Genomic DNA, 22,558 nt, shown 5'->3' on the forward strand with positions numbered 1-22,558 from the left:
TATCTTCCTCCAAGTATAAGATTCTATTTTGTTTTTAGTTCAATAATTAAATCTCTAATAAAAGCTGCTTGTTCAAACTCTAAATTTTTAGCTGCTTGCTTCATTTCTTTTTCTAATTGTTTAATTTTCGCTTCTTTTTCCTTTTTAGTTAACTTCTTCGCATTTGTATTATAATCTGCTACCTTTTCTGCTACCATGGTTGCTTCAATAACATCTCTTACTCCTTTTTTAATAGTTTGCGGAGTAATATTATTTTCTTTATTATGTTTTATCTGGATTTCTCGTCTTCTATAGGTTTCATCTAATGCTTTTTTCATAGACTTTGTAACGATATCGCCATACATGATAACCTTACCATTAATATTACGTGCCGCTCGTCCTATTGTCTGAACTAAAGAAGTTTCAGATCGCAAAAATCCTTCTTTATCTGCATCTAAGATAGCTATCAAAGAAACCTCTGGTAAATCTAAGCCTTCACGTAATAAGTTTATACCTACTAAAACATCAAATTCCCCTAAACGTAAATCTCTAATAATTTCCATGCGCTCTATCGTTTTAATCTCTGAATGTAAATATCGCACTTTAATTCCGACATTTTTTAAATAATCTGTTAAATCTTCCGACATTTTTTTAGTTAGAGTTGTAATTAATACTCTTTCCTTTTTTTCCACTCTTAACCTTATTTCATCTAGTAAATCGTCTATTTGATTCTTTACTGGTCGCACTTCTATTTCTGGATCAATTAAGCCTGTCGGTCTAATAATTTGCTCTACAACCTTAGAACTATTTTGTTTTTCATAAGGTCCTGGAGTGGCTGAAACAAAAATCATTTGCCCTGTTTTCTTTTCGAATTCTGCAAACTGTAAAGGTCTATTATCTAAAGCTGAAGGCAGCCTAAAACCGTGAGCTACTAAATTACTCTTACGAGATCTATCTCCTGCATACATCGCACCTATTTGCGGGATGGTCACATGAGCTTCATCAATAATAGTTAAATAATCCTCTGGAAAATAGTCTAATAAGCAAAAGGGCGTTTCCCCTTCTTTTCTTCCAGTTAAATGCCTAGAATAGTTTTCAATTCCGGTACAAAATCCGACTTCACGCATCATTTCTAAATCATATCTAGTTCTTTGCTCTAATCTTTGCAGTTCTACTAATTTATTTTTTTCTTTTAATATCTTTAATTTTTCTTCTAATTCTTGTTCAATATTTTTAATTGCCTCTTCTAAATACTCAGGATCAGTAACATAGTGACTAGCTGGGAAAATACTAATGTGTTTTAATAAACCTAGCACTTCCCCTGTAACAATATCAATTTCTGCTATTCTATCTATTTCATCGCCAAATAATTCTATACGGATTGCCTTTTCGGAAAGCGATGCTGGCATGACTTCGATTACATCACCCCGTACTCTAAAAGTCCCTCGGTCAAAATTAATATCATTTCTTTCATATTGAATATCAACTAATTTCTTTAAAATATCGTCTCTATCATATGTTTGTCCAACTCTAATTGAAAGAGTTTGGTTTTTGTAATCAATCGGTGAACCCAAACCATAAATACAAGATACACTTGCCACAATAATAACGTCTTTACGCTCAAAAAGGGCTGAGGTAGCAGAGTGTCGTAATTTTTCAATTTCTTCATTTATACTAGAATCTTTTTCTATATACGTATCAGTATGAGCAATATAGGCCTCGGGCTGATAATAATCATAATAACTAACAAAATATTCAACTGCATTTTCAGGAAAAAACTCTTTAAACTCACTACATAATTGGGCGGCTAATGTTTTATTATGCGCAATTACTAAAGTAGGACGATTTACTTCTTTAATAATATTAGCCATAGTAAAAGTTTTGCCTGAACCTGTTACTCCTAATAAAGTTTGATTAGGTAGCCCACTATACAGACCCTCAATTAATTCTTCGATAGCCCTTGGTTGATCACCTGCGGGTTGGTAATCAGACACTAATTTAAATTTATCCTCCAAGCTCCTCACCTACCTTCATCTCTTTCTTTTATTTTATCATAACCTTAATAATAAAAAACCTGCACCTCCGAAGAAATGCAGTTAAGAATCATTTAATTATTCTTTTTAGTACTTTTGTGAAGGATTTTTGGAAAAATCCATCTGAATTCGACAAATCAAGATAAGAATCATTATATCCTCTAGGAACTGGTATTAATCCTAATGAAGCTTCAAAACCTTTTCTCTTAACTAAAGTCTTATGAATTTTTTTCTTTTTATCACTGAAATATGTAATCTGAAAATTACTTTCCGTGAATTGCAAAAAATATTCTAATTCACTATAACCATTAACTTCATTTTCATTAAGTGAAAGAATAACATCCCCTGTGCCAAGCCCTGCTCTTTTTAAAGGTGAATTATTTAATAAGTCTAAAATCATGATGCCTCTTTCCGTATCTACATACTTAGGCTCACTTTTAAATTCATGCCTTCGACCTAAATAAATAATAAACTCATGGCCTAAAGGTGCAAATAAAGCTGCTAAGATACTTAAAGAATAAAAATTCGTAGCTATAATAGCTAATATCAATAATATTACGCTATACACAGCTAGGTGGAACGCAGAACGTAAGGATTTTTGCTTAGCATGACCCGTAAGCGCAATATCACCATAACCTAATCCCGCAATCACAGGCATCATTAAATAAACCATGTTTTCACTTTCTATAACTAATTCAGACTTAATTAAAGGCCACCACTCAGGCATTTTAATTACATCTGTTACTGCATTACTTTCTGGGATAGCCATTGCAATCATAGCTACAATAGGTAAAGGCCAAAACTTCTGTAAGCTAAAACCTCCTACTAGTTTGCCTGTTTTATCTTTTACATATACAGGAACGGCTCCTAAATGACCACTCATTAAAATTAAAATAGCTTCGACTAAATGTAATATAGCTACTAAACCCATAATCTGTGGGATACTAATTTCTGGAAAACCAAAAAAGTATTTACATAAAGAAAGTATGCCCCCCGCATAAGCAAAGCACATAAACCTTTGATTTATCAGCATAAGGCCTACTGCAAGAATCCATAAATATTGAATGCCGATTTCTAAAATGGATAACCCAACTATTACTAAAATAATACTCCCAATAAAACCGCCTAATAAACCATACAAAGAAGCTACTATAGTTGGCACTATTATACTTTCTTCTGGTAAATTAAACATGGAACTTTTCATTTTAGCTAATCTCTTAAATTGAAACCAAATAATTATCATAACCACCCAGAAAACTGGTTGTAATAAAAGGGATACAATATTATAAAAAATCATAGGTATTAACTTTAAAAAGACCAAAAGTTACACCCCACCAAAAAAATTTTCAGGGGTTATAGTTTCCCCTGAAGTAATTCAATAGCCTTTTTAAGTTGAGTATCTTCAATAAATTCCTCGGATCCCGTAATTAATGGTAATTTAACTTCTTCATCTGGCTTTATTCCTAATTTATGAATATCATTCTTGTTAGGAGTTAAATATTTTGCTGTTGTTAACTTAAGACCTGCTCCATCTTTAAGGAAGAATACATTTTGCACTACACCTTTACCATAAGTTTTTTCGCCTACTAAGGTACCTAACTTAGTGTCTTTAACTGCTCCTGCAAATATTTCTGAAGCACTTGCACTACCTTCGTTAACTAAAACGACTAATGGCACTTTTATTCCTGGTCCTTTAGAACTATAGGTTACACTTTTCCCATTTTTATCTACGATATGGACAATTGGACTTTCAGGAAGAACCTCTTTTAAAATACTAACTACTGTTTCAAGATTACCTCCAGGGTTATTTCTTAAATCAATAATTAATCCTTTATAACCCTCTTTATTTATCTTCTCCATTTCAGCAGTAAATTCTTCATCGGTATTATTCCCAAATAAGGTAATTGCTAAATAAGCTATATCTTTGTTTTCCTTTAAAATCTCTGCCTTAACTGTTGGTACGTCAACAATTTCTCTTATTATAGAAAAATCTAAAATTTTATCTGTACCTTCTCTTTTAATGCTTAACTTTACTTTAGTTCCTGGCTCTCCTCTCATAACCTCAACTGCATCATCTAAAGTCATACCTGTTGTAGACTTACCGTCAATTTTGGTTATTATATCTCCGGACTTTATCCCTGCCTTATGACCTGGTGTTCCTTCTACGGGTGCAATTACAGTTATATCCTTTTCCTTAGTCCCTACATATACGCCTATCCCACCAAAGGTTGGCTCAATATATGATTGTAATTTTTGAAACTCCTTTTCATCTAAAAATACAGAATACTCATCACCTAAAGAATCAACTAGCCCTTTAGTTGCACCTTCTACTAATTGTTCAGTGGTAATCGGATGAAGATAACTTGATTTTACCAGTGTTGCTACATGTAAAAGCTGACCTACCTGATTATAATTAGTAATAAAGATATAACCAACTACTGATGTAACGATAAAACTAATAATTGTAAATATCGTAAGAACAACCTTTAATATTTTTTTGGTCGTTTGCAAATGTAACACCTTCCTAACCTAATCTCTTCTAAAATATATTTATGATGATATAAAAATATATACTTATATAATTACCTAATTATTACATCTAAATACTAATTAAACATTTAAATATTTTCTAACTGCTATTCCACTAGCAAATGTTCCAATTATAACCCCTACTGCTAAGATACTCATTATAATGTATGATAAAAGGGTAGAGTCCGTTACTAAGGGTAAAAAGGGTGCGGATACTAATAAATATTCGCTAAACTTCTGATACCCATAATATATACCTATATTAGATAAAACTGCTCCTATTATGCCAATTAACATTCCTTCTAAATAAAAGGGTAATTTAATAAACACACTACTTGCACCGACAAATTGCATAATCCTTATTTCTTTTCTACGTGCTAATACCGTAAGTCTAGTCGTTGTCGAAATTAAAAATAAGGATGCTAATAAAATCCCTATAATTGTAACTACTCCTGCATTTCTCACCCAAGTAGTCAATGATACTAGTTTTTCTATCCAACCTTTACCATAATTTATTTTGTCTACTATTTCAATCTTTTCGATTTCTTTGACGATAGATTCTACTTGCTCTGGTTTTGTAGCTTGTACCTTATACATATCTGGGAGCGGATTCCTATCTCCTAAGGCTTTAACTATATTAGCTTCTTTACCATAACGATTTTGAAGTTCTATTAAAGCATCTGCCTTAGGAACAAACTCGATAGACTCTACTCCTTCTAAATTTTTAAGGTCCTTTTCTAATTCAGAATACTCGATATCCATATTTTTTTGCAAAAATACATTTATTTCCACCTGTTTCTCAAGTTCTTCCATCATATGTAGACTATTTAAAACAAATAATAAAGAAAATCCTAAAATAATTAAAGATATAGTTACTGTACTAATTGAAGCAATCGTCATTCCTTTATGTCTATTCATCGAACGGAAGGTATCACGTAAACTATATTTTAAAGAACTATAAGTCCGCATCCTCGTACCCTCCTTTATCGATATCTCGAAATACTTGACCATTTTTTAAAGCTATTATCCTTTTACGCATATATGCTACTACTTCAATATCGTGAGTAGCCATTAAAATAGTTGTCCCTCTTTCATTAATGTCACTTAAAAGACGCATGATTTCCTTTGATGTTTTCGGATCTAGGTTTCCTGTAGGTTCATCAGCTATGATTATTTCTGGTCTATTAACTATTGCCCTAGCTATACCTACCCTTTGTTGTTCTCCACCTGATAACTGATTAGGAAAAGAATTGGTCTTTTTTGCTAAACCTACTTTTTGGAGAACTTGTGGCACTATTTTTTTGACCTCTTTAGGAGAAGTTCCTGTAGCTTCTAAAGCAAAAGCAACATTTTCAAAAACAGTCCTATCTTCTAAAAGTAGAAAGTCTTGAAAAACTACCCCTATTTTGCGTCTATATAAAGGTACCTCTTTGTTACTTAATCGAACGATACTTTTACCTCCAACCATTATTTGACCTTCCGTAGGCTTTTCTTGCCTGGTTAATAATTTTAGTAAGGTTGACTTTCCAGCACCACTTTTTCCTACTAAAAAAACAAATTCACCCTTATCTATACTTAACTCTACATTTTCTAAAGCTAGGCTATTATTACCATACTTTTTTGTTACGTTGACAAGTTTTATCAATTTTTTCACCTCAAAATATACTCACAAAATATTACCCATTGTTTATTATACCAAATAATTGCTTTCGACAAAAAAGGTATATTTTCCTGCAAATAAATATTGTTAAAAAAAGGGTAGTCCTCATTTAAAATAAATAATATGAACTCAAACTTGAGGACATTTTATTTTAAAATAAGAACTACCCTTTATATTTAATTAATTCTTATAAATGGTTGTTATTTTTTATTGATTAAATTAACTGCTTTTTCTGCAATATGTTTAGCTGTTAAACCATATACTTCTAATAATTCATCTGGTTTTCCTGATCTACCAAAGATATCATTTACCCCAACTCTTTCCATATGGATAGGGCAATTTTCTACTAAAACTTCTGCTACTGCACTACCTAAACCACCATTAATATTATGCTCTTCACAGGTAATAATAGCTCCTGATTTTTGAGCCTCTTTTATTATTGCATCTTTATCTAAGGGTTTAATGGTACTAATATTTAAAACACTTGCTTTTATTCCTTGTTTTAAAAGCTCTTCACGTGCTTTTAATGCTTCTCCTACCATAATTCCAGTTGCAATAATTGATACATCATTTCCATCTTCGATTAATTTAGCTTTACCAATTTCAAATTTATAGCTATTATCAAAGATCATCGGAACCTTTGGTCTTCCTAGCCTTATGTAAACAGGACCTTCATATTCGCTTGCTGCCACAATTGCTTGTTTTGTTTCTTCACCGTCAGCAGGAACAATCACAGTCATCCCTGGAATAGCACGCATTAGCGCAATATCTTCTAACATTTGATGACTTCCACCATCTTCGCCTACAGTTAAACCTGCATGACTGGCTGCAATTTTAACATTTAAACATCCATATCCAATTGTGTTTCTAATTTGATCATAAGCTCTACCACATGCAAAAATAGCAAAAGTACTCGCAAAAGGAATTTTGCCTGCTGCTGCGAGTCCTGCGGCACATCCCATTAAGTTTTGTTCTGCTATTCCTATATTAAAAAATCGTTCCGGAAATTCCTTTTTAAAAACACTTGTTTTAGTCGAACCTGATAAATCAGCATCAACTACAACTACATTATCATTATTTTTACCTAGTTCTGCTAAAGCTATCCCATAGGCATCTCTAGTCGCCATTTTTTCCACAATAAAAACCTCCCTTACTCTTAAAATAATTTACGCTTGTAATTCTTGTAAAGCTTTGTCTACTTCTTCTTTATTAGGGGCTGAACCGTGCCAATTCGCCTTATTTTCCATAAAAGACACACCTTTACCTTTAACTGTTTTTGCCACAAGTATTGATGGTTTACCTTTAGTCTCTTTTGCCTTTTTAAAACCAGCTTCAATACTTTCAAAGTCATGTCCATCAATTTCAATAACATCCCAACCAAAAGCAGACCACTTATCGATAATTGGATAAGGATTCATTACCTCTTCAATATTTCCATCTATTTGTAGACCATTATTATCTAAAATAGCAATTATATTATCCAATTTATAATGACTAGCAGCCATAGCTGCTTCCCATACCTGTCCTTCTTGTAACTCGCCATCACCTAACATTACATAAATATAGGAATCCCTTTTATCTAGTTTCCCTGCTAGCGCCATACCTATAGAAGTAGAAAATCCAGTTCCTAATGAACCCGTAGACATTTCTACCCCTGATACCTTTTTCATATCAGGATGACCTTGTAATTTAGAGTCAATTTGGCGAAGTGTTAATAATTCTTTGACAGGGAAAAATCCTTTTTCTGCTAAGGCTGCATATAATACTGGCGCAGCATGTCCTTTTGATAATACAAAACGATCCCTTTCATCCCACTTAGGATTATTAGCATCGACCTTCATTTCTTTAAAATATAAGTATGTTACTATGTCCGTAGCTGACAGGGAACCCCCTGGATGTCCTGATCCTGCTGCCCCTATCATTTTAATTATATTTCGGCGAATTTCAGTAGCCTTTTTTGTCAGCATATTTGTACTTTCAGTAAGCATTCTTATTACACCCTCCTTATAAAATCAAAATTTTATCTCAATTTTTACACGAAGTACATTTACTTGGTTCTACATATTTCGTCATAAAAATCCTTTATCCTGCACCATAATACCAATATTAACTAAAAAAGTGAAGGGTTTTCACGAAAAAAAGGAAGTATTTCTAGCTAGCCTTCCTAGTATGATAAATAAGAGTACGGTTTATGCACCACCTTTTTACAATTATTTGAACTTTTTCTTTTTAATCTCACTCACCCCTAAAATAATTATTGGCAAAATTACTTGAAAAGGTAAAAAGTAATAGGGCCAAATTTCATTATTAAAGTCTTTATAACTAATTACATCTTCATATAAAAAGGAGGCAAGATTAAGGACTAAGAGCATAATAGGAAAAAGCAAAAAGCGATAATCTTTAAAATTAAATAATTTAGTTACTCCTTTACTTAGGCAGAGTAGTAAGATGCTTATTTTTACAAAACCCCCTAAAATGAAAGAAAGAGATTCTAGAATTTCAATTCTTTGAAATATCTGTGCGACATCTATTCTTCTAACCATGTTATAAGCAGGATAAGACATACTGTTTGCTGCATCTTCTCCCAGAACTAAAAGATTTATTAACGTAAATATTAATATATATATCCCAGCAATCAGCAAACTAGTTAAATAAATTCTATAGCTTGAATTAGACTTTCGAAAATCAGAAAAAACCATTGTAAAGACAAATATTTGTGTTAAAGGTTGGGAAAAAACACTAAATGCCCCTTTTAAAACAGGTTTGTATCCATTGTTGAAAATGGGCAAAATATTGCTTACATCCATAATTGTGATGGATAATAAACTTATTCCGACCAAAATTACAAAAGGTATATACACAAAAATATAAGACCATCTTGCTAGGGATTCTATACCTTGTTTTAAAACCCAGCAACATAAAACGGCTAAAATAGCCATGTTTATTACTCTGGGGGTTTTAGGCAAACTAGTAACTTGAATATACTGTCCATAATTAATTAAAACATCCGAAACCCAGAAAAATGTATACCAAATTATAATTAGTAAAATTATTTTACTGATAAACTTACCAAAACAAATTTCGATAATTTCAAACAAATCCTTACTAGGAAAATTTGCATGAATCCTCGCAAAAATCATTATCATCGGCAAGACCATTACAAAAGCCACAATAACAGCTAACCAAGAATCCTTTCCCGCCGATAGGCCTGGTACAAAAATAGAGGTTGAGCCCACAGAAAATAAGATTATTAATTTGATAGCTTGTTCGGTGGAAATTACTTCTTTTTGCATATTTATACCTCGAACTTATTATTTTTCTCATCTAGTATCTTGTCCAATTTCAGGTAAATATATGAAAAAAAGTTATTTTAAAACACAGTAAATGTTTTAAAATAACTTTCTTAATTCTTTTATTATTTTTAAATCTATTCTAATTTTAATTACAACTTCAATTTTCTTTTCGTGCTTGCATTTTTAAATAGCCATAAATAAATTCATTAATATCCCCGTCCATTACAGCTTGAACATTTCCCTTTTCTACATTTGTACGATGGTCTTTAACCATGTTATATGGATGAAAAACATAAGATCTAATTTGACTTCCCCAGCCGATTTCTTGTTGGTCTCCTTTAATTTGGGCTAATTCTTTTTCGTGGTCTTTTAATTTTTTCTCTAATAATTTAGCTTGTAAAATCTTCATCGCTGAATGACGATTACTAATTTGAGAACGTTCATTTTGACATTGAGTTACAATACCTGTAGGTAAATGAGTAATACGCACAGCAGAGTCTGTTGTATTAACATGCTGCCCACCTGCTCCACCTGCTCTAAAAGTATCAATCTTTAAATCCTTAGTATCTATTTCAATTTCTCCTTCATCATTTACCTCCGGCATTACTTCTAAAGCCGCAAAGGAGGTATGTCTTCTTCCGGATGAATCAAAGGGAGAAATTCTTACTAATCTGTGCACACCTTTTTCTGCTTTTAAATAACCAAAGGCGTTTTCACCTTGAATTGATAAGGTTACACTTTTTATCCCTGCTTCATCTCCAGGTAATAAATCGAAAATTTGCACCCTATATCCTTCTTTTTCAGCCCATCTTGTATACATGCGATAAAGCATTTCGGTCCAGTCCTGAGATTCTGTTCCGCCCGCACCTGGATGGAGTGTGATAATAGCATCATTACGGTCATATTTACTATTTAATAAAGTTTCTAGTTCTAAGACTTCCAAGGATTCTTTGACCTGTTTAAGCTCTTCTGTTACTTCTCCTAAAGATTCATCTTCTTGTTCACTTAGTTCATATAAAACTTCAACATCTTCAAAACCCGATGCTAAATCTGTATACTTTTTTAGTTTTTCTTTTAAGTTAGTTAACTTTTGCATTATTTTTTGAGCCATTTCTGGATTATCCCAAAAATCGGGCTCTGCTATTTGTTCTTCTAAATCACTAACTAATTTTTCTTTTTGGTCTATGTCAAAGAGACTCCTTTAATTCAGATATTTTCTTTTTGGCTAATTCTATTTCTTTTTTAATTTCATATTCCATACTTATACACCTCTTTTTTTACTTAAGCTTCTTTCCCACAACATTTTTTGTACTTTTTACCACTACCACATGGGCAGTCATCATTTCTACCAATTTTATTTACTCTTACCGGGTTTTTTGTTTTTTCTTCTTCATATTTATTCTCTGTTACATTTTGACGCTCTTCGGGACGTTCTGCGACATTTACACGATACACATAACGCACGGTTTCTTCTTGGATATCTCTAATCATTTGATTAAACATATCATATCCTTCAAATTTATATTCTAATAAAGGATCTCTTTGACCATATGCTCTTAAATGAATACCTCTTCTTAGTTGATCCATTGCATCTAAGTGATCCATCCACTTTGCATCTACAACCTTTAATAGCACTAGTCTTTCGACTTCCCTTAGCTCTTCTTCACCTAATTCTTCTTCACGCTTTTCATAATATTTAATTGCTTCTTCTTTTAATAATTCTCGAACTTCTGTTGCCTCTAGTTTACTTAGTTTTTCCGCTTCTATATCATGATCCGGTAAGAACTTTTGCTCAGCAGCTTGTAATAATCCTTCTAAATCCCATTCTTCAGGATAAGTAGCCTCTCCTGCAAAGACAGAGATGGTTTCATCGACTACCTTTTCAATCATATCTATAATACTTTCTTTAATATTTTCACCGTTTAATACTTTTTTTCTTTGATTATAAATAACTTCTCTTTGTTTATTTAAAACATCATCGTATTCTAAAACGTTTTTACGGATATCAAAATTTCGTCCTTCTACCCTTTTTTGAGCATTTTCAATGCCTCTAGAAATTATTTTATTTTCAATGGGAACACTATCATCCATTCCTAGTTTATCCATCAAGCCCATGATATTTTCCGCACCAAAAAGTCTCATTAACTCATCTTCCATAGAAATATAAAACCTAGTAAGACCAGGGTCTCCTTGTCTACCTGCACGTCCTCTAAGCTGATTATCTATCCTTCTTGACTCATGTCTTTCCGTACCTAAAATACACAGTCCACCTAATTCTTTAACACCTTCACCTAATACTATATCTGTTCCTCTACCAGCCATATTAGTAGCAATTGTCACCATGCCCTTTTGTCCAGCCCCTGCTACTATTTCTGCTTCTTGCTCATGAAATTTAGCATTTAAGACTTGATGTGGTATCCCTTTTTTCTTTAATTTATTACTTAATAACTCAGAGTTTTCAATTGAGATAGTACCTACTAAAACAGGCTGACCAGTTATATGCCTTTGTTCGATTTCCTCAACTACAGCATCATACTTACCGCCTTCTGTGCGTAAAATTATATCTGATTTATCTTCCCTTTTTAACTCTTTATTGGTTGGGATAATTACAACATCCATCCCATAAATTTTCATGAATTCATCTTCTTCAGTTTTTGCTGTTCCAGTCATCCCTGATACCTTTTGATACATTCTAAAATAGTTTTGGAAGGTAATAGTTGCTAAAGTTTGAGATTCCTTCTCAATCTTTACTCCTTCTTTAGCCTCAATTGCTTGATGCAATCCATCACTATAACGGCGACCAAACATTAATCGTCCTGTGAATTCATCAACAATAATAACTTCCCCATCTTTTACTACATAATCTTTATCCTTTTTCATTAAAGTATATGCTTTCAGCGCTTGATTAACGTGGTGACTTAACTCTATATTTGCTTCATCAAACAAGTTTTCAATACCTAGCATTTTTTCTACTCTAATATTACCTTCCTCAGTTAAATTAACTATTCTTTGCTTTTCATCAATAGTATAATCATCTTCATTTTTTAAACGTGGGATAATCTTAGCTACGGTAGCATAAAGTTCTTTTGGTTTATCAGATGGTCCTGAAATTATTAACGGTGTTCTAGCTTCATCGATTAAAATACTATCTACTTCATCGACTAAAGCATAATTTAAATCTCTTTGTACCATGTTTTTTTGGTACATAACCATATTATCCCTTAAGTAGTCAAAGCCAAATTCATTATTAGTTCCATAAGTTATATCAGCATTATAAGCCTGTTTTCTTTGATCAAAACTTAAACCATGAACAATTAAACCTACTTCTAATCCTAAAAAATTATAAAGTTTGCCCATCCATTCACTATCACGTGTAGCTAAATAATCATTTACGGTAACAACATGCACACCTTTACCAGTTAATGCGTTTAAATAGGTTGGTAGGGTTGCAACTAAAGTCTTACCTTCACCTGTTTTCATTTCGGCAATACGACCCCTATGGAGAACTATTCCACCCATCATCTGCACATCATAGTGTCTCATTCCTAGAACCCTTTTAGCGGCTTCTCTTGTCACTGCAAAGGCTTCCGGTAAAATATCATTTAAAGTTTCGCCTTTATTTAATCTTTCCTTAAAATTAACAGTCATATTGCTCAAATCTTCATCTGTATATTTTTCGAAGGTTTGTTCAAAACTATTTATCTTATCTACTGTTTTTTGTAATTTTTTGATTTCCTTTTTATTGTCATCTAGTATTCCTTTTAAAAAGTTTAACATAGTAATCCCCTCTTTATTTCCATACTATATTTTCATAGATAGAATATATTTTACACTTAACTTAGAATAAATAAACTACCAGTATTTTATCACACTAAAAAAGGCTATGCTAATTTTTTCCGTTTAGAATTCATAAGTACTATTTATTTTAAGTTATTATCTTATAATTTGATAGATTAAATTAGTATTAAAGATGTGCATAATAGTATATATATAAATAAATCTTTTAATTTAATCCATAACAAAGAAGGACATTTACTATTTTAGTAGAATATTAAAAAATAAAGTAGTGAAAGGAGCTGGTTTCCATGGAAATTATCGTAAGAGGTAAAAATTTAACTGTAACACCAGCACTAAAAGAATATGCAGAAAAAAGAGTATCTAAATTTGAAAAGTTCTTTGAAGGAGAATTAAATAATGCCACTGTTCTTCTTAGTGTTGAGAAGGATATGCAGAAAGTAGAGGTGTCTATTCCTCTCCAAGGCTATATTCTACGTGGTGAAGAACAAACAAAAGATATGTATAATTCTATAGACAATGTTATTGAAAAATTAGAACGTCAAGTTCGTAAATATAAAACACGGATTAATAAAAAAATTAAAAACTTATCTGTTTTAAATTTAGTTCCTCCTGAAGGAAATGCTATTAAGGAACTAGATTTAGAGCCTAAGATTAAAAAAACTAAGCGTTTTCCTGTAAAGCCAATGATAGTGGAAGAGGCAGTTTTACAAATGGATTTACTTGGACATAACTTTTATGTTTTCTTGAATGGAGAAACAGATGAAGTTAATGTAGTATACAAAAGAAATGATGGACATTATGGTTTAATTGAGCCTGATTTAGGTTAGTTTTCATATAACCTCTTTTAAAATAAAGGATTGCTAATGATTGTAAAAAGGGGTATACTAAAAAAAGGGTAAAAGACCCTGATAGTTATATTTGAAAGGAATGATTTTCCAGTATGCAAGGTAAAGTAAAATGGTTTGACGCTAAAAAAGGTTATGGTTTCATTGAAGGCGAGGACGGCAAAGACGTATTCGTACACTTCTCTGCAATTGAAACTGATGGATTCAAAACTCTTGAAGAAGGCGAATCTGTAAGTTTCGAAATCACTGAAGGATCAAAAGGTCCTCAAGCTTCTAATGTTAGTAGAATTTAATATTACGTCAATATAAATTATCACAGCTAATATTAGAATGACCCCCCGTTTATACGGGGGGTTTTCTTTATAATATTTTACTTAAAAAGGATTTAGTTCTTTCATGTTTAGAGTTGTTAAATAATTCTTCTGGTGTTCCTTGTTCAATAATTACACCTTCATCAATAAAAAGAACTCTATCTGCTACTTCTCTAGCAAATCCCATTTCATGAGTTACTACGACCATAGTCATACCCTCTTTAGCCAAATCCTTCATAACTGCTAAAACTTCTCCAACCATTTCAGGATCTAAAGCAGATGTTGGCTCATCAAAAAGCATTATTTTAGGTTCCATCGCAAGCGCTCTTGCAATTGCTACCCTTTGTTGCTGACCTCCAGATAAAGACTCAGGATAAACCTTTGCTTTATCTGTTAATCCTACTTTAATTAATAATTCTTGTGCTTTTTGTTCTGCTACTTCTTTACTTAACCCCTTCACCTTTATAGGAGCTAAGGTTATATTATCTAAAACAGTTTTATGAGGGAATAAATTAAACCTTTGAAAAACCATTCCAACTTCTTCTCTTTTTTTATTAATATCAACTTTTGGGTCATTAATTAACTCATTTACTATAAATATTTCTCCAGCAGTAGGCATTTCTAGAAGGTTAAGACATCTTAAAAATGTACTTTTACCAGATCCAGAAGGACCAATTACACATACAACCTCTTTATGCTTAATATGTTCTGTGATGCCCTTTAAAACCTCTAAATCCCCAAAATTTTTATATAAGTCTTTAACTTCGATCACTTACGCCCAGCCTCCTTTCCATCCACGATACCCACCTAGATATACTTAAAGTCATTAATAGATAGATTAAAGCTACCTCTATATAAATAGGGAAAGTGACATAAGTGGCGGCTACATATAATTTTCCTTCTTGTAATAACTCTGGTACTCCTATAACAGCTAATAAAGAAGTATCTTTTAAAAGCACGATAAATTCATTACCTAAAGGAGGAACTATTCTTTTGAAAGCTTGAGGTAAAATGATATAAATCATTGCCTTAGAATGACTCATTCCAAGTGATCTTGCGGCTTCCATTTGACCTTTATCAATAGATTGAATTCCAGCTCTAAATATTTCAGATACATAAGCACCACTGTTGATACTACAAACAATGATTGCAGCTAATACCCTATCCCAACGTAAAGGTTCACCCATCATTGTATTATAAATATCCGGGATACCATAAAAGAAAATTAGTATCTGTACAAATAGAGGAGTTCCTCTAATTGTATCTACATAAATTTTTGCAGGAATTCTAAATAATTTTTTCTTTGAAATCTGTCCAAAACTTAAAAACAGGCCAATGATACAACCAAAAAATACAGAAAAGGCTGTAATCTTTACAGTTAAAATCGCCCCTTGAAATAAAGCTGGGGCAGCTTGTGTCATGTGATATAAAAAATAATCACGAAACAATTATGTCACCTCACAAAATAAACAATTTAAATGCGTAACACCCAAAGGGGTTACGCATCAGGTTTTACTGAAAGTATTTTTGTTCTAATTCTGCATATTTACCATTTTCTTTTACATTTTTAAGACCAGCATCAATTTTAGCTTTTAAATCGTTACCTTTTTGTACTGCAAATCCATATTCTTCACTTGTTAAATTTTCAAGAACTTTAAGAGAGTTCGCTGATTTAACAATATACGCATTTGTTACAGGTAAATCATTAATAGTACCGTCTACATTACCATTATCTACTTCCCTCATTACTATATCAACAGTATCAAAGGTTTTTACTTCTCCAAGTAAACCTTGGTCTTTAAGTTCTTGAGCCTTTTTAGCTCCTGTAGAACCAATTTGTACACTTACTACTTTACCTTTTAAATCGTTTACCGATTTAATATCTTCATTATCAGCTTGTACAGCTAAAGCTAATCCTGAATTGATATAAGGAGTACTAAAATCTACTTCTTTTTGTCTAGCTTCATCAATAGTCATTCCAGAAGCTACGATATCAATAGTACCAGTTTTAATAGCATTAATTAAGCCATCAAATCCCATTGCTTGTACTTCTACTTTAAATCCTTGGTCTTCAGCAATTGCTTTAATTAATTCAATATCAAAACCTGTAATTTCTCCTGTTTTTTCATCTTTCATTTCAAATGGAGCAAATGTAGGCTCAGTTCCTACGATATAAACTTTATCCTCATCACCTTGTGCATTTTCCTCTGCTGGCTTTTCCGTTTTTGCACACCCAGCTAAAGCTACAATACTAAGCATCATTAACATAATTAATGAAATACTAAGAAACCTTTTCATTACAATCCCCCTAAAACCTTCTTTTTTTAATAATTATACATTCTGGTGAATATTTAATCAATAGGTTTTTTAAACAAAAAATTAATTTTTACTTGTACTACTTTCTATTGTATTTCCCTAATATGGTTTCTTGCGAATATTAACATCTTTATCCCCAGGATGTTTTAAGAAATCCACAGATAACATGTCCAAATATGAAGTTGTCCCCAGACTTATCCACATTATCCACATGTCATTATCCACAATATGTTGATTATTTCTCGAATTCAAAAAAAACTTAACCTTATGCAAAGTTAAGCTTTTTCTTGTTTTATTTTTTTTGTCACTTCTTTTAATAATTTATGTAACACTAGTCTTTCCTGAAATTCTTTTACATACCTAGAGTCCAATTTCATCCCTCCAAGCTATCCTCATTTATTCCTGATGCCCAAGTTAAGCCGTAAATACCTTTTGCCCCTTTTTGTACTAAGACCTTACTACATTCACGCAAGGTTGCACCTGAAGTAATAACATCATCAATAATTAAAATGTTTTTATTATTAATACTTTCCTCATTTAATACTATGAAAGCATCTTTTAAATTAGTACTTCTTTTTCGCTGATTTTTTCCTGTTTGATGTGATGTATTCTTTTTTCTTATCAATATTTTTTCATCATATGTCACCTGAAGCTCTCTAGCAATCTTACTAGCTAGTAGTGCAGCTTGATTAAATCCTCTTTCCCTAACCCTTTTTATATGTAGGGGTACTGGCATAATCAGGTCAATCTTAATTTTTCTCCTTTTAACCTGATCTGCCATTAATGGAATCATTGCATCTGCTAGCCAACCTTGTTTTTGAAATTTAAATTTATGTAATAGTTTACGATATTCATTTTCAAAAGGAACCATAGCTATATTTTCTTGAATATATTCAGGCCAGTAAAAACAATTTTCGCAATTTTCCCCACTGTGTCCATAGGTGCCACATTTCAGACATTTACCATATACATTTTGTAAATCATCTATTTTATGGAGACAAGAATTGCAAATTTTTAAATGCTCTTGTTTATTTCCACACAAAGGACATATCCTGGGGGTTGGAAAGAGCAATTCTAAAAGATGTGCTATCATCGTAACCCCCCCTTACTTTCTGAAATTATAATAATTCTATTTTATACCTCAGCTAATTCGTCATATAAGTAATCATTTAAAACCTTTATGTATGTACCTTTCATGCCTAAAGATCTCGCATCAATAACTCCTGCACTTTCTAACTTTCTCAGAGCATTTACAATTACTGAACGGGTTAACTTATATTGTTCTGCTAATTTACTTGCTACTAAAAATCCTTCACTACCTTCTATTTCATTAAAAATATACTTTACTGCCTCTAATTCTGAATAGGATAAAACTTCTAAAGCTAATTGCACAACATTTTTCTTTCTAGCTTCATTTTCAATTTTTAAATTAATCGTTCTCATAATTTGCATACCAGCAACTGAAGACCCATACTCAGCTAAAATAACTTCTAAAGGAGAAAAGGCTTGTTCTTTACGTGCATAAATAACAGCACCCATTTTCTCACCACTTGTTAATACTGGTGTTACTATAACCTTACTTTCTTCTCTATCTATATTGACCTCAGTTTGGTTAAAGCCTGAAAACCAGCGTATACATTCTTCTGAAAACTGTTTTCCTTCTAACTCTTCCAAACCAAATGTACTTAATTCATAAATTTCAGAACGACCTAATAATTTACCTTCTTTATCTATAATATATACATTACAATCTAATACGGATTTAAGCTCAGTTGCGATATTATCAAATTGTAAAGCGTTTGATGATGCCTTTTGTAATAATTGATGCATTACTCTCGTTTTTTCTAATAAAACCTGTGTGTCCATGTTTTATTCCTCCTAAAATTTTAAATAATTGTTTGATTTATTAGTATTATTTCCAACAATATGCAATTTATACACTTTAAGAAAAAATGTTTTACTAATCTTAATTAAATGCAATTTTTGCATTAGACATTTTATTTTGGTTTTACTATAATAACGAAGAGGTGAAGACCCATGAAAATAGGAAATATAACTATTCAAAATCCTGTTGCCCTAGCTCCTATGGCAGGGGTAACTGATAAGGCCTTTCGTATCTTAGTTAAAAAATATGGCTGTGGAATTATCTATACTGAAATGGTAAGTGCTAAAGCACTAACTTATAAAAATAAAAAAACCTTTGAATTAATTGATTTAAAAGATGAAGAAGCACCTATAAGTGTACAAATTTTCGGCTCTGAGCCTGAGATTATGGCTGAGGGGGCTTTAATTGTCGAAGAATATGGGGCAGATATTATTGATATCAATATGGGATGTCCTGTACCTAAAATAATTAAAAATAATGAAGGATCCTCACTAATGCTTAATCCAGACTTAGCTGCAAATATAGTTGAAAAGATAAGTAAAAAGGTCAAAATTCCAGTTACCGTTAAAATTCGTAAAGGCTGGGATGAAAATAATCTTAATGCCGTAGAGTTTGCCAAAAAAATGGAAGCAAGTGGAGCAGCTGCTATAGCCATACATGGTCGTACAAGAGATCAATTTTATTCAGGAAATGCAGATTGGAATACAATTAAACAGGTCAAAGAAGTAGTTAATATTCCTGTAATAGGTAATGGGGATATTATTCTACCTCAAGATGCTAAAAATATGTTTGAACAAACAGATGTCGATGCTGTAATGGTGGGAAGAGGGGTGTTTGGCAGACCTTGGATATTAGGATCTATTGGAGATTTTCTCGCAAATGGAACCGAATATAAAGAACCTTCTATTATAAAAAAAGTAAATATAGCCCGGGAACATGCTCATCTGGCGATTAAATACAAACCAGAACAATTAGCAATGAAAGAAATGCGCAAACATCTAGGTTGGTATTTTAAAGGCCTTCCAGGGGCAACAGCTATTAGGCGGAATATGAATTCAATCCTAACCCTAGAAGATTTCGAAAGTTTATTAAGTGAATATTTAGAGGTGTTAAATAAAAAATCCTGTTGAAATTAATCAACAGGATTTTTTATTATTTCTTCCAAGTGTTAATAATTACTTTGACTATTTCACTGATAATTTTTACATACTCAGCTGCTTCTCTGGTCCCCACGGTCACGCTTGATACGGTATCTGTAATTGAATCTCCAATAGACTCAACTGCATCAGAAGCCCTAGCTACACCATTTTTTAAATCATTAGCTGCATCATCAACATTAGATACTACTGAAGGAAGCTTGTCCATTATTTGGTCTAAGTTAGACCGATTAAGGTCTAAAAAACTTCTTACATTTTTGACAATTGCATAAACTTGGGTAAGTGTGAGAATTAGGTATACTCCTAAACCTGCAGAGATCAGAAAAAGTATAACAAGTCCTAGGTCTTTATATGAAATCATATCCTACCCCTCTTTCTAAACAGCCTATCTTAAATTAAGATAGGCTGTTTACATTATAACTTTTCAGGGTTATTTAAGTTTTCACCAATTATTTCATTTATTTCATCAATATCTTCATCTACTTCATCCAATACCCTTTCAGTTGTTTCCATTATTTCTTCAGCTGTTTCCTTTGTGTCTTTACGAATATTTTTAATTCTTTCTTTACCTTCGCCTACTACCTTAGAGATTTTACCTCCCATTTCAGTAGCATTTTCTTTTAGATTATCTACGGTATCTTTAGTGACATTTGATATTTTGTCTCTAGTTTGTTTGCCCGATTTTGGTGCAAATAACAAGCCTATAGAGCTACCAATAGCCGCCCCTATACCTAAACCAACTCCTACTTTCTTTGCAGTATCAACATTTTGGGCTTGTTTTTTCTTTTTTCTCGCTTTGTTAATAGTATCTTTAATTGACATATTATCCCTCCCGCAAATAGACTTATCTCATTGTACAAGAAATAAATGGATATTTCAATCGCAAACCTAAAATTGTCTTGAATTATACATTTTTTCTGTTCCTGTATGTAACCTTTAAAATTAACTATAATATATATGATAGGATTAAAATAAATATTACTATGAACTAAGGAGGTAAATTATGCGTCTTGTGATTATTGGTGCAGTTGCTGCTGGAACTTCCGCGGCTGCAAAAGCTAGAAGAAATAATGAAGAATTAGAAATCGCAATTTACGAAAAAGATAACCTTATATCTTACTCGGGTTGTGGAATGCCCTACTATATTGGTGGTCAAATTAAAAGCATGACTGAATTAATACCTCGTGATCCGGCCTTTTTTAAAAGTAAATATAATATCGATATTCTAACAGGACACGAGGTATTATCTTTAAAACCCGAAAACAAGACATTACAAGTAAAAAACCTTTTAACTGGTAAAATATTTACTGATCACTATGACAAACTTATTATTGCAACAGGAGCTAGTGCTGTCATTCCTCCTATCAAAGGAGCAAAAAACCCTAATGTATTTACTTTGCGTAATATAGGAGATATGAATAAAATTAATTCCTTTATCCAAAATAATCGACCTAAAAAAGCAGTAATTATCGGTACTGGTTTTATCGGGCTCGAACTTTGTGAAAGTTTTAAAAATATTGGTATTGATGTAACCCTTATCGAAAGATTACCTCAAGTTACCCCTGGCCTTGACAGTGATATGGCAATATATGTACAAGAATACTTAGAAAAGAATGGTGTAAAAGTCTTAACTAAAGCAAATGTTTCTAAAATCACTAAAAATAACGTGATACTTGATAATGATGAGAAATTACCAGCTGATATAGTAATAATGGCCACAGGAATAAAACCTAATACAGATTTAGCAAAGAATGCTGGAATCGAGCTAGGCATCACAGGTGCTATCAAGGTTAATCCAAGGTTAGAAACCAATATTAGTAATATATATGCTTGTGGAGATTGCATGGAACATTACCACATGGTTAGCGGTCAGCCTGTTTATCGCCCCTTAGGTTCAACGGCTAATAAGACTGGGAGAATTGCAGGTGAAGTGGTAACAGGAGAAAACAACCATTTTAGAGGAATCCTAGGTACCGGTATCTTTAAAGTTTTTGAACTTGGCATTGCCCAAACTGGTTTATCTGAAAAAGAAGCATTAGAACAAGGTTATGATATTTCAGTGATTCATAATACAAAAATAAGTAGACCAGAATATATGGGTGGCGCTGAAATGATAATTAAAGCTATCGCTAATAAGAAAGATGCTAAATTACTAGGAGTACAAATTATAGGGTCTGATGGAATAGATAAAAGAATAGATGTATTTGTTACCGCAATTACCTTTGGAGCCAAAGCAGAAGATTTAATTCACCTTGATTTAGCCTATTCTCCTGCATTTTCTACTGCTAAAGATCCTGTTATGTATACAGGTATGATTCTTGATAATGACATTAATAAAGGAAGATCTCTTATAACACCACAAAAACTCGATGAATTAATAAAATCAGGTCAAAGGTATCGGATAATTGATGCTAGGGTTGATTCTAATTATAACGAAGATCATGTTGAAACTGCGCAAAATATCCCTCATGCATCTCTTAGAGAGACCATTAAGGATATAGATAAAGAAACTATCACCATTACCTATTGTAATAAGGGAACTACTGGAAATGCATGTCAAAACATTTTGATTAATCGTGGTCTTGGTAAAGTATTTACCTTATCCGGTGGGCACAAGCATTATAAAATGCAAAAAAGAAATTTTTTATAAGGATAAATGAGGTCTGCTGGCAATATACAGACCTCATTTATTGAAGCTTAATCTGTTGTCTACCTTACTTGGGTTATAAATGTTAACTTTTCACATCTTCTA

21 protein-coding genes are annotated in these 22,558 nt (G+C 32.3%); 4 read left to right on the forward strand and 17 right to left on the reverse strand.

Annotated features, from left to right (window positions below):
- Positions 1-23: 23 nt before the first annotated feature.
- The 10 genes from uvrB to secA form a co-directional block, all read right to left on the reverse strand.
- The gene (gene uvrB / locus B8965_RS03465) at positions 24-1,994 is read right to left on the reverse strand and encodes an excinuclease ABC subunit UvrB (RefSeq protein ID WP_084052470.1); all 1,971 of its coding nucleotides are present in this window, start codon (positions 1,992-1,994) and stop codon (positions 24-26) included.
- An 88-nt stretch (positions 1,995-2,082) separates the two neighbouring features.
- The gene (locus tag B8965_RS03470; RefSeq protein WP_143334207.1) at positions 2,083-3,255 is read right to left on the reverse strand and encodes a PDZ domain-containing protein; all 1,173 of its coding nucleotides are present in this window, start codon (positions 3,253-3,255) and stop codon (positions 2,083-2,085) included.
- 110 nt (positions 3,256-3,365) lie between these two features.
- On the reverse strand, positions 3,366-4,523 hold the full coding sequence (locus tag B8965_RS03475) for a S41 family peptidase (RefSeq protein ID WP_084052472.1): 1,158 nt from the start codon (positions 4,521-4,523) through the stop codon (positions 3,366-3,368).
- Positions 4,524-4,622: 99 nt separating this feature from the next.
- The gene (gene ftsX, locus B8965_RS03480) at positions 4,623-5,510 is read right to left on the reverse strand and encodes a permease-like cell division protein FtsX (RefSeq protein ID WP_159446257.1); all 888 of its coding nucleotides are present in this window, start codon (positions 5,508-5,510) and stop codon (positions 4,623-4,625) included.
- Entirely contained in the window at positions 5,497-6,186 is a 690-nt protein-coding gene (gene ftsE / locus B8965_RS03485; RefSeq protein WP_084052474.1) for a cell division ATP-binding protein FtsE, read from the reverse strand. The genes ftsX and ftsE overlap by 14 nt, the downstream gene beginning before the upstream one ends.
- Before the next feature lie 215 nt (positions 6,187-6,401).
- Positions 6,402-7,328: a transketolase family protein gene (locus tag B8965_RS03490; RefSeq protein WP_084052504.1), complete on the reverse strand. Its 927-nt coding sequence runs from the start codon at positions 7,326-7,328 to the stop codon at positions 6,402-6,404.
- A 39-nt stretch (positions 7,329-7,367) separates the two neighbouring features.
- Complete coding sequence (locus tag B8965_RS03495) at positions 7,368-8,189, reverse strand: transketolase (RefSeq protein WP_084052475.1); 822 nt, start codon at positions 8,187-8,189, stop codon at positions 7,368-7,370.
- 222 nt (positions 8,190-8,411) lie between these two features.
- Positions 8,412-9,494: a GerAB/ArcD/ProY family transporter gene (locus tag B8965_RS03500; protein WP_084052476.1), complete on the reverse strand. Its 1,083-nt coding sequence runs from the start codon at positions 9,492-9,494 to the stop codon at positions 8,412-8,414.
- A gap of 157 nt (positions 9,495-9,651) precedes the next feature.
- Positions 9,652-10,753 (reverse strand): peptide chain release factor 2 gene (gene prfB / locus B8965_RS03505; protein WP_143334208.1). Its coding sequence is split into 2 segments (ribosomal slippage): positions 9,652-10,683 and positions 10,685-10,753, totalling 1,101 coding nucleotides; the frame shifts between segments, so codons are not numbered across the junction.
- A 22-nt stretch (positions 10,754-10,775) separates the two neighbouring features.
- Positions 10,776-13,271: a preprotein translocase subunit SecA gene (gene secA, locus B8965_RS03510; protein WP_084052478.1), complete on the reverse strand. Its 2,496-nt coding sequence runs from the start codon at positions 13,269-13,271 to the stop codon at positions 10,776-10,778.
- 308 nt (positions 13,272-13,579) lie between these two features.
- On the opposite strand from secA, the gene hpf reads away from it, so the two are divergent.
- Positions 13,580-14,119: a ribosome hibernation-promoting factor, HPF/YfiA family gene (gene hpf, locus B8965_RS03515; RefSeq protein WP_084052479.1), complete on the forward strand. Its 540-nt coding sequence runs from the start codon at positions 13,580-13,582 to the stop codon at positions 14,117-14,119.
- A 113-nt stretch (positions 14,120-14,232) separates the two neighbouring features.
- Positions 14,233-14,430: a cold shock domain-containing protein gene (locus B8965_RS03520; protein ID WP_084052480.1), complete on the forward strand. Its 198-nt coding sequence runs from the start codon at positions 14,233-14,235 to the stop codon at positions 14,428-14,430.
- Positions 14,431-14,497: 67 nt separating this feature from the next.
- On the opposite strand, the gene B8965_RS03525 is transcribed toward B8965_RS03520, so the two are convergent.
- The 5 genes from B8965_RS03525 to codY form a co-directional block, all read right to left on the reverse strand.
- On the reverse strand, positions 14,498-15,220 hold the full coding sequence (locus B8965_RS03525) for an amino acid ABC transporter ATP-binding protein (protein ID WP_084052481.1): 723 nt from the start codon (positions 15,218-15,220) through the stop codon (positions 14,498-14,500).
- Entirely contained in the window at positions 15,207-15,896 is a 690-nt protein-coding gene (locus B8965_RS03530) for an amino acid ABC transporter permease (RefSeq protein ID WP_341451575.1), read from the reverse strand. Before B8965_RS03530 ends, B8965_RS03525 begins: the two co-directional genes overlap by 14 nt.
- 64 nt (positions 15,897-15,960) lie before the next feature.
- A complete protein-coding gene (locus tag B8965_RS03535) occupies positions 15,961-16,746 on the reverse strand; it encodes a basic amino acid ABC transporter substrate-binding protein (protein ID WP_084052482.1) in 786 nt (261 codons plus the stop codon).
- A gap of 391 nt (positions 16,747-17,137) precedes the next feature.
- Positions 17,138-17,857, reverse strand: coding sequence for a ComF family protein (locus B8965_RS03540; RefSeq protein ID WP_084052483.1), 720 nt, complete (start codon positions 17,855-17,857; stop codon positions 17,138-17,140).
- Positions 17,858-17,898: 41 nt separating this feature from the next.
- Entirely contained in the window at positions 17,899-18,630 is a 732-nt protein-coding gene (gene codY / locus B8965_RS03545; RefSeq protein WP_084052484.1) for a GTP-sensing pleiotropic transcriptional regulator CodY, read from the reverse strand.
- Between the two features lie 171 nt (positions 18,631-18,801).
- Between codY and dusB the strand changes: the two genes are divergently transcribed.
- Positions 18,802-19,779: a tRNA dihydrouridine synthase DusB gene (dusB, locus tag B8965_RS03550; protein ID WP_084052485.1), complete on the forward strand. Its 978-nt coding sequence runs from the start codon at positions 18,802-18,804 to the stop codon at positions 19,777-19,779.
- 22 nt (positions 19,780-19,801) lie between these two features.
- Here the strand turns inward: dusB and B8965_RS03555 are convergent, their stop codons facing one another.
- Positions 19,802-20,167: a hypothetical protein gene (locus B8965_RS03555; RefSeq protein WP_084052486.1), complete on the reverse strand. Its 366-nt coding sequence runs from the start codon at positions 20,165-20,167 to the stop codon at positions 19,802-19,804.
- 53 nt (positions 20,168-20,220) lie between these two features.
- On the reverse strand, positions 20,221-20,628 hold the full coding sequence (locus tag B8965_RS03560) for a YtxH domain-containing protein (protein ID WP_084052487.1): 408 nt from the start codon (positions 20,626-20,628) through the stop codon (positions 20,221-20,223).
- 181 nt (positions 20,629-20,809) lie between these two features.
- Here B8965_RS03560 and B8965_RS03565 point away from each other — a divergent pair, with 181 nt between their 5' ends.
- Positions 20,810-22,456 carry an FAD-dependent oxidoreductase gene (locus B8965_RS03565; RefSeq protein ID WP_084052488.1) on the forward strand — a complete coding sequence of 549 codons (1,647 nt, stop codon included), beginning with the start codon at positions 20,810-20,812 and terminating at the stop codon, positions 22,454-22,456.
- Positions 22,457-22,558 lie beyond the last annotated feature (102 nt).

Source organism: Desulfonispora thiosulfatigenes DSM 11270, assembly GCF_900176035.1.
Classification (GTDB): domain Bacteria; phylum Bacillota; class Peptococcia; order Peptococcales; family Desulfonisporaceae; genus Desulfonispora; species Desulfonispora thiosulfatigenes.

Bases quoted from the DNA above. Each gene is read 5' to 3' on its own strand.
- B8965_RS03540 (WP_084052483.1), bottom strand. From the start codon at position 17,857: ATGATAGCACATCTTTTAGAATTGCTCTTTCCAACCCCCAGGATATGT.
- B8965_RS03470 (WP_143334207.1), bottom strand. From the start codon at position 3,255: ATGATAATTATTTGGTTTCAATTTAAGAGATTAGCTAAAATGAAAAGT.
- codY (WP_084052484.1), bottom strand. From the start codon at position 18,630: ATGGACACACAGGTTTTATTAGAAAAAACGAGAGTAATGCATCAATTA.
- ftsX (WP_159446257.1), bottom strand. From the start codon at position 5,510: ATGCGGACTTATAGTTCTTTAAAATATAGTTTACGTGATACCTTCCGT.
- hpf (WP_084052479.1), top strand. From the start codon at position 13,580: ATGGAAATTATCGTAAGAGGTAAAAATTTAACTGTAACACCAGCACTA.
- B8965_RS03490 (WP_084052504.1), bottom strand. From the start codon at position 7,328: ATGGCGACTAGAGATGCCTATGGGATAGCTTTAGCAGAACTAGGTAAA.
- B8965_RS03555 (WP_084052486.1), bottom strand. From the start codon at position 20,167: ATGATTTCATATAAAGACCTAGGACTTGTTATACTTTTTCTGATCTCT.
- B8965_RS03495 (WP_084052475.1), bottom strand. From the start codon at position 8,189: ATGCTTACTGAAAGTACAAATATGCTGACAAAAAAGGCTACTGAAATT.
- B8965_RS03520 (WP_084052480.1), top strand. From the start codon at position 14,233: ATGCAAGGTAAAGTAAAATGGTTTGACGCTAAAAAAGGTTATGGTTTC.
- B8965_RS03500 (WP_084052476.1), bottom strand. From the start codon at position 9,494: ATGCAAAAAGAAGTAATTTCCACCGAACAAGCTATCAAATTAATAATC.
- B8965_RS03565 (WP_084052488.1), top strand. From the start codon at position 20,810: ATGCGTCTTGTGATTATTGGTGCAGTTGCTGCTGGAACTTCCGCGGCT.
- secA (WP_084052478.1), bottom strand. From the start codon at position 13,271: ATGTTAAACTTTTTAAAAGGAATACTAGATGACAATAAAAAGGAAATC.
- B8965_RS03535 (WP_084052482.1), bottom strand. From the start codon at position 16,746: ATGAAAAGGTTTCTTAGTATTTCATTAATTATGTTAATGATGCTTAGT.
- dusB (WP_084052485.1), top strand. From the start codon at position 18,802: ATGAAAATAGGAAATATAACTATTCAAAATCCTGTTGCCCTAGCTCCT.
- B8965_RS03560 (WP_084052487.1), bottom strand. From the start codon at position 20,628: ATGTCAATTAAAGATACTATTAACAAAGCGAGAAAAAAGAAAAAACAA.